The 3778-nt window shown below is 47.6% G+C and carries 3 protein-coding genes; all 3 read right to left on the bottom strand.

All coding sequences use genetic code 11. The features are described 5' to 3' along the window. On the bottom strand, positions 1–536 hold a 536-nt coding region (locus OEV79_12455; protein MDH4212247.1), incomplete at its 3' end, for a VCBS repeat-containing protein. A 243-nt stretch (positions 537–779) separates the two neighbouring features. Beyond that, on the bottom strand, positions 780–1412 hold the full coding sequence (locus OEV79_12450; GenBank protein MDH4212246.1) for a hypothetical protein: 633 nt from the start codon (positions 1410–1412) through the stop codon (positions 780–782). A gap of 285 nt (positions 1413–1697) precedes the next feature. Continuing rightward, positions 1698–3212, bottom strand: coding sequence for a DUF1846 domain-containing protein (locus OEV79_12445; GenBank protein ID MDH4212245.1), 1515 nt, complete (start codon positions 3210–3212; stop codon positions 1698–1700). Positions 3213–3778 lie beyond the last annotated feature (566 nt).

Raw genomic sequence — 3778 nt, 5'->3', positions numbered from 1 at the left:
CGCGCCACGATGATCTCCAATTCTTCATTCCCGTCCAGATCAAAAAGCACTGCCGACGAGAAACCCACGACATTACCGCCGGCATACTGCGGCCATCCAGGGAATATCGTTCCGTCATGATTGAATATATGGACATAGCCGCTCCGTGTGGGTACCACAATCTCCATATCGCCATCATTATCTATATCACCCACTGCAGCTTTTGACTGGATCATGGCTGTCAGATCCTTTGGCCACCCGGTCAGCATGCTACCCGTGTAATCCCATACGCGCAGCAAATTGTCGGTAGAGCCGGCGATGATCTCAAGGTACCCGTCGCCATTGACATCTGCGAGCGTAGCGCCGGTCGGCCCGTAATTCGCGTTCACGCCCATGTACTTGGGCCAACCCGGCATCTGCTGAGGCGGCGCATCAGGATGTAGTATATCCTGTTCGATAACGCACTCGACGCGCGACGCACCATCCAGATCTGTTGAATATACCTGAACCGTGCTTGTGGCACTAACGCACAGCATCAATATAGTGAATTGTATCATGAAACACCTCCCGCGACTAGATTCATCAGAGTAAAACTACAAACTATGTGTGAAAAATGATAATACCCGCCGCCCTTGGTATGCAGAATCCAAGGCCTTTACGAAATGATTATATGATGAATCGGGTGCGTGTCAATGATACCAGATATTACGTCACTACGAAAATTGTCGTAACGTCGTAATGAATTCGATCAGATTTACCAAAAGGTGAATAAAAACGAAATGATTTTGTTACGGTGCAGATTATAGCCTGTAAAGCAGGCCGAGCCGCATCAAAAGGTAGTGCTTGTATTTTATGGAGCCCATCACTTGATCGCTCACACCATCGATGCCATAGACATACCTGAACGAAGGGAATATACACATATTCCCTGTGTGAATTTCGTATCCCACCAACGCTAAAGGACCAACAGTTGTTTCCAGGAGACTATCCGGAATCGACACGTAATACTCTGGGCCGCCGTACTTGCTACTCAATTGCCTGCAGATTGATATCCCGGCGCCAATAACTAACCTGTTCCCTGCCACGGGGATGCCATACATCAGATGAATCGGCACAAGCAAATTAGTGCATTTCCATTCCGACACTAGAGGACTCGCTGCTGATTCATAAGTGTAGTTGTAGTTGTACCAACCGTACTGCAATCCTGCTTGTATGCCGAATGTTTCAGTAAGCCATGCGCTAAAGGCCAAACCTGCCTGATATATGGGTTCTTTAGAATCGACGTGGTCGGTTAGGTATACACCCTCAAGAGTGTATACCTCTAATTTCCAACGACTGATGCCAAGACCGACAGCACCAGCGAGTCCTACATTATACTCAACAGCAAAGCATGGTAAGGAGAATATGAGAATGACTAATGCTGCATACTTCATAGTTGTTCCTCCCTTTATACAATAGGCTTCCATGAATAATACAAAAAACGAATTACGAGTCAACAACTAGAGAAAGGTATACACTATCACTTTTTACTATCGTTGTAATCGATGCCGTAAGGCAATCTCCCGCTTCTCGACTCACTCCGTTCGCTCGAAGAATAAGACTTACGAGACCAACGGAGTTAACGGGATTAGCGAGGCTAACGAAAATTACGGTCTGAATATTCTTATTAAATTCGCAATTCGAAATGGTTTGTAATCGACGCGCCCTTATGGCCGCGGTTAGATTATAGCCAGGCTGTTGGTAGAAAAATTGGGGTCGCTTGTCAGGTTTACGCCGAGTTTGCGCAAACCTTTTTCATCCCCCGGCGTCGGTATGTGGGTCATGTGAATTTCACAACCTTCCAATTCCTTTAGTTTCTCCAACGCCATCTGCGCGGCAGGATTGGTCGTTGCGCTGAAACTCAAAGATATCAAAGTCTCTTCGAGGTCCAGGCTGACCGTCTTCTTCGGTTTCATGAAATACTTGTCGAGGTTGGTTATCGAGTTGATGACCATCGGCGACAGCAAGTGTATCTTGTCCGGTATTTCTGCCAGATATTTGATCGCATTGAGCACCAGGCTCGATGCAGCGTGCATCTGGACGGAATTCTTGCCGGTGATGATCGTGCCGTCGCGCAAACGCAGCGCCGCGCCGCAGAAGATACCTTCATTGCCCTTACCTCTGTCCTTTGCCTCCTGTGCGGCTTTGCGCGCCGGCCCGACAACGACGCGGTCTTCAGGTTTCACGTGCATCTCTTCCATCAAGAGTTCGACCTTCTGCACCGTCTCTTTGTCCGCAAACCCCATGACATACTCGCACCGGTACCGGAAATACCTCCGTATTATTTCCTGCTTGGCCGCATCCTGAATGACCGTATCGTCAAATATTCCGAACCCCGCGCGGTTAACGCCCATGTCTGTAGGCGAGTTGTATATGGACTCACCCATAATCTTGGTGAAGATGCGCTTTAGCACCGGGAACACTTCCACGTCGCGGTTGTAATTGATCGCGGTCTTGCCGTATGCCTCAAGATGAAACGGATCGATCATGTTGAAATCGCGGATGTCCGCGGTCGCGGCTTCATACGCAACATTTACCGGATGTTTGAGGGGCATGTTCCATATGGGAAAGGTCTCGAACTTCGCATAACCGGAATTCACGCCCTGCAGGTGGTCGTGATACAATTGCGAGAGACAGGTCGCCAGCTTACCACTACCCGGACCAGGCCCGGCCACAACGACCAGTGACTTATCGGTCTTCACGTAATCGTTTGCACCGTAACCTTCATTACTAACTACGGTGTCGACGTCGGTCGGGTACCCTTTTGTGTAACGGTGCGTATAGACATCGACGCCCAGACGTTGCAGTTTATTTTTGAATATCGTCGCCGAGGGCTGGTTGTCAAAACGCGTGATAACCACGCCCTTCACCGATAGATCCCAGTCTCTCAGGTCGTCGATCAACCGCAACGTATCGACATCATATGTAATACCGAAGTCTGCCCTGACTTTCTTGCGTTCGATATCGCCGGCGTAAATGCACAACAGGATATCGACCTTATCCTTGAGCCGCTGCAACAACTGCATTTTTGCGTTCGGATTGAACCCGGGCAGCACGCGCGCGGCATGATAATCGAAGATCAGTTTACCGCCGAACTCAAGATACAAACGCCTGTCAAAATGCTGCACCCGCTTGAGTATTTCCTCGCTCTGCTCTTTGAGATATTTCTCGCTGTCAAAACCTATCTTGCTCATTGCCATAGTAATGTGTTATTAGAAAAATATGTTATGTGCCCGGATATGAAAATAATTATGGTCGTTGATATCGACATCTGGGGCACTGCATTATAATATCGAAATCTGCAGAATAGTCAACATCCTTAAACAAACAACCTGTCGTAGATCCTGCCGGCCGAAGGTCCTCCGCGAGGGAGGTCATGTAAGGATAAGGGTTATTTTGTTAACTTTCAGCGGTGTTATTTGCTGAAATTACTCAATAATTGTGGAGCTGTATGGTTTTTCGCTTTTTGCTATTAACTTTCGAAAAATCCGCCAGCGGGTTGGGGTATAATCCCCGTTCTCGAGTGAAATGCAAGGGAAAGATGTAGTATCTACGACTAAACATTTGCCTCAAAATATAGTGCTCTTGACTGGTAATGAGTTTGCACTATAGTATATTCAGAAACACAGTCCTGCTTCTTCAGACAAGGAATGAGGATGCTGGATTTTGTGATAACATCAAAGATTGGAGTAAAATTTCCACAGAAGGGTCTGGGGTGTGACGATACTGCAGCCTCGAGATTCTATATCTGTATAAGTTA

It is taken from the genome of candidate division WOR-3 bacterium, from assembly GCA_029858255.1.
GTDB lineage: Bacteria > Hydrothermota > Tepidihabitantia > SM23-42 > SM23-42 > SM23-42.
This window is presented reverse-complemented; position numbering and strand designations above follow the sequence as displayed.